This window comes from Achromobacter pulmonis (assembly GCF_902859765.1).
GTDB classification, from domain to species: Bacteria; Pseudomonadota; Gammaproteobacteria; order Burkholderiales; family Burkholderiaceae_B; genus Achromobacter; species Achromobacter pulmonis.
Genome location: NZ_CADIJV010000073.1, coordinates 1 through 4,429 on the forward strand (window position 1 = coordinate 1; position 4,429 = coordinate 4,429).

At 67.8% G+C, this 4,429-nt stretch carries 3 protein-coding genes and 1 pseudogene; all 4 read right to left on the reverse strand.

Going from position 1 to position 4,429, the window contains the following annotated elements; genetic code table 11:
- Positions 1-548, reverse strand: a pseudogene (locus tag HV701_RS26445) (ABC transporter permease); the annotation flags it as partial.
- A gap of 5 nt (positions 549-553) precedes the next feature.
- Positions 554-1,531, reverse strand: a complete 978-nt coding sequence (locus tag HV701_RS26450) for an ABC transporter permease (protein ID WP_175135956.1) — start codon at positions 1,529-1,531, stop codon at positions 554-556.
- Positions 1,528-3,765 (reverse strand): ABC transporter substrate-binding protein, encoded by a 2,238-nt coding sequence (locus tag HV701_RS26455; protein WP_175135957.1) that lies wholly within the window; start codon positions 3,763-3,765, stop codon positions 1,528-1,530. Before HV701_RS26455 ends, HV701_RS26450 begins: the two co-directional genes overlap by 4 nt.
- A 139-nt stretch (positions 3,766-3,904) precedes the next feature.
- The coding region (locus HV701_RS26460) for a thermonuclease family protein (protein WP_254595258.1) at positions 3,905-4,429 on the reverse strand (525 nt) is incomplete at its 5' end.

Here is a 4,429-nt window from a genome sequence, read left to right on the forward strand (position 1 = left end):
CGCCGCGCCAGGCAGGCGAACACCAGGCCGGCGCCGGCCAGCGCCACCGCCAGCCCGGCCGCCAGGCCCAGGCCGAAGCGGTAGGAAACATCGCCGAGATGATCGCGGTCGGGATCGGCCAGGTGGGTGCCGGCCGCCCGCAATCGCGGGAAATCGCGCACCGGCTTGTCATCGACCAGCAAGGTCTCCTTGGTGAACTGGCGCACCGCCAGCGGGCTGGAATAGGTTTTCTCGGGGCGCGTCAGAACACTGCCGCGCAGCAGGCCGTCGAGCGCCGAGTTGACGGCCGGCGCATACACCGGCGCGGCATCGGCGGCCGCGCCGGGCGCGGGCGGCAGCAGCGGCCGGTAGTGAATGGAATCGAGCAGGCCGATCAGCGCGAACGCCGCCAGCACCACGGCCGAGCACATCGCCGGCGTGTCGCGCGCCACCCGCGCCCAGGTCGCGCGCAGATTCGGGCTGCGCCGCGCGTGCCAGACATAGGCCAGCGCGCCCAGCACCATCAGCCACAGCGCGATGTCGGTCCAGAGGAATACGAACTTGGGCATGGCGGCTACTCGAATCGGACGCGGGGATCGGCCAGCGTGTAGGAAAGGTCGGCCAGGATCAGCCCCACGATGTAAAGCGACGCGCCCAGGAAGACCATGGCGCGCACGATGGAGAAATCCTGTGCGTTGATGGCGTCGATGGTGTAGCTGCCCAGGCCCGGAATGCCGAAGAACGACTCGGCGATCAGGCTGCCCATGAACAGCAGCGGCAAGGCGGCCACGGTGCTGGTCAGGATCGGCAGCATGGCGTTGCGCAGCACGTGGCGCAGCAGCACCACGCGCTCGGCCAGTCCCTTGGCGCGCGCGGTGCGCACGTAGTCCTTGCCGATCTCCTCCAGGAACAGGGTGCGGTAGAAGCGCGCCTCGGGCCCCAGGCGCGAGACGATCGCCACCAGCACCGGCAGCGCCAGGAACTTGACCATGTCCAGCCCGCCCGAGAAACCCGAGAACGGCACCAGCCGCAGCAGCTTGGCGAACAGCCATTGACCCGCGATGATGTAGAACAGGCTGGAAATGGACAGCAGCATCACGCACAGCACCACGCCCCAGAAGTCGAGCCGGGTGGCGCGAAAATACACCAGCGTCAACGAGAACACGATGCTGGCGAACAGCCCCAGCAGGAAGGTCGGCACCGCCAGCGCCAGGCTTGGCCCCATGCGGGTCTGGATCTCGCGGCCGATGTCGCGCCCGCCGTCGGAGGCGCCGAAGTCCATCACCAGCAGCGGCACCGAGCGTTGGTAGAACACGGTGTCGGTCAGTTGCGCCGTGCCGCTGGCCCGGGCGTTGTAGAACAGCGGCTTGTCGTAGCCGCGTTCGGCCTTCCATTTCTCGACCGCGTCCTGGCTGACACGCTGGCCGCCGATGGCCAGACGCGCCATGTCGTCGGGCGTGTTGACCGCGAAGAACAGGATGAAGGTGAACAGGTTCACGCCGATCAGAATCAGCACGCCGTACAGCAACCGGCGAATGACGTAGCCGATCATGATTGATGCTCCTTGCGGGAAGCCGGGGCGAAGGCGGTCTGCCGTTCGCGCCGCTTGAGCGCCACGTAGGACGGCCAGATCGCCAGCGCGATCAGCAGCACGAACAGGCCCACCGGCCACCAGATGGGGGAATTCCATTCATCGATCTTGCGTTCGCGCAGGGCGGGATCGATCTTCATGTACTGCAGCGTGTTGCGCACCATCTGGGTCGGCTTGGCGTTGCCGACCCACTGCTGATAGGCGCCGCCCGACATCGGGAAGTAGCCGAACATCCAGGGCGCGTCGCGCTGCACGATGGCGACCATGCGCTGGATCAGGGCTTCCTTTTCGGGGCCGTCATCCAGGAACTTCATCTGCTCGAACAGCTTGTCGTATTCGGGGCTGTCGTAGTTGGCGGCGTTCTCGCCGCCGCTCTTGGCCTTGGCGTTGGGGCCGTACAGCAGGAACAGGAAGTTTTCGGCATCGGGATAGTCGGCGTTCCAGCCCCACAGGAAGATCTGCGCCGACCCGCGCCGCATCTTGTCCTGGAAGCGGTTGTAGTCGGTCGCGCGCACGTCCAGCTGCACCCCCAGCTTGGCCATCTGCCTCCGCATCCAGTCGAACTGCGGATTGGACCCGCCGCCGGTCATGGAGTCGTAGTACAGCACCAGCGGCGCGCCGGTCACGGCGTTGCGGCCATCGGGGTAGCCGGCCTCGGCCAGCAGCTTGCGCGCGGTGTCGATGGACTTGCGCACCGGCTTGCCGTCAACCAGGTTGTAGACCACCGGGTTCACGCCCTCGGGCGGCTCGCGGTAGCCCAGCACGCCGGGCGGCACCGGGCCGTAGGCCACCGAGGCCTGGCTGTTCTCGAATACCGCCACGTACTCTTCCCAGTCGAAGGCGATGCTGATGGCCTGGCGCAGCTTGCGGTTCTTCTCGGCCTGTTCGGGCGTGTCGCCCTTGCCCACCACCGGGTCGAGCCAGTTGAAGCCCATGTACCAGTTGGCGGTCTCGACCGTGGTCGGCAGGCGGATGCCGTGCTCGGCGTACTTGCGCGCCTTGTCCTGGCTGTCGCCAGCGGCCACCAGCATGGCCACGCCGTATTCGCCGCGCTCGATCTGCGGCACGTCGTAGTAGCCCTGCATGAATTTACCGGTCAGCGGAATGGCTTCCTTCTCGACGCTGAACACGGCGCGGTCGATGAACGGCGTGGGCTTGCCGCAATCGGCCAGCAGGCCGGCGGCGCGGTCGCCCGGCTCGCCCTCGCAGGGATACGGCTCGCCATGGAAGTTGGGGTTGCGCGCCAGCACGTGGCGGCGATTCTGCAGCGACTCGGCCAGCATGTAGGGGCCGGTGCCCACCGGCCAGGTGTTGAGCGACAGGTCATGCTCGGCCATGCCGGGCTGGTTGTAGAAGCGATCGGCCTCCCAGGGCACCGGGGCCGTGAAGGTCATGGCCAGCCAGTACTTGAACTGCGGGTATTTGCCATTGACGCGGATGCGCAGCGTGTGCGGATCGAGCGCTTGCACGCCGGTGAAGCCGTCGGGTTCGCGCAGGTCCAGCCACGAGGCCCCGGCGCCGCCCGGCAGGTCGCGCCGCAGCGCCTGGTCGCGCTGGCGCAGGCGGTCGCCGTATTCCTTGAGGCCGCTGACGTACTCGGCCATCAGCGAGTAGATCGGCGACGCCACGCGCGGGCTGGCCAGGCGGCGGAAGGCGTAGACGTAATCGTCGGCGGTCAGTTCGCGGGTGCCGGTGCGCGGAAAGTCGGGAATGGCGTATTTGCCGGCCAGGTCTTCAGGCGCGATCGGGAAGTAGTCATAGCTGCCGTCGGTCTTGCGGGCAAAGGCCGGATGCGGCGCGAACCGGATGCCGGGCTTGATCTTGATGTCGTAGACGCTTTCGGCGATCTGCTCGCCCGGCGCGTCGGCCGGCAACACCTTGCCCTGCGCGTCCAGGTAGACCGGCGGATCGATCGAGGCCGCCGCGCGCGGGATCAGTTGGTAGGGCCGCTTGAGGTAATGGTAGCCGTACAGCGTTTCATAGATGCTGTAGGTATAAGGGGTTTCATCGCCGGAATAGGAGCTGGCCGGGTCCAGGTACTTGGGCGAACGCTTGACGAAGGCCGAATACAGTGTGTTCTGGCCTTCGGCGCCGGAGGGATAGGGGCTGTTGATGGGACTGCCGTCCCGGGAGCAGCCCGCCAACGCCAGCAACAGCATCATGGCCGCCGCCCAGAGCCGCATCAAAGCACGCATGGAAACCTTTCCTTCTATACAGTGCGACAGAGAATAGCAAAGGTGTAACCGCGCCAGTACCCTGGCATCCCCCTAGGGACCTCGCGGGCGGCATGCGGCGCGCACAGCAGGACGGATTTCCCCCGCCGGCGCGCGGCGCTCAGCCGCACTGGCGCTGGCGCCAGCAGTCGTAGCGCCACTTCCAGGGCTGCATGGGGCTCTTGCCGGCCCACAGGCCGCGCCCGGCGGCCTTGGCCTGGCGTTGCAGGCCGGGCATGGCCTTGTCGTTCAGGTAGTCGCCCTGCCGCGCGGTATAGGCCCAGGCATAGCCGGCCTCGACCTGCTGACGGTTGGCGGAACGGCCATCCTCCAGGATCAGGGCGCAGACGTCGCGGCCGTACGGATCCTTCAGGTAGCACTGGGCGGTCACGGTCTTGCCGGCCACCAGCCCGGCCAGGTGCTGGCGCGAGGCTTCGGCATAGGGCTGGCCGGGCTGGTCCGCGCCATGGCCCTCCTCGGGCGCGTCGATGCTGTCCAGGCGGATGCGGCGCTGGCCGTCGGGCGCGCGCAGCGTCACGGTGTCGCCGTCGGCGACGTTGACGATCATGCCGGTCAGGGTATAGCTGCCCGCGGGCACGGCGTCCGCGCGGCCCGGCGCGGCGGGCGCGCTGGCGCCAGGCCGCCC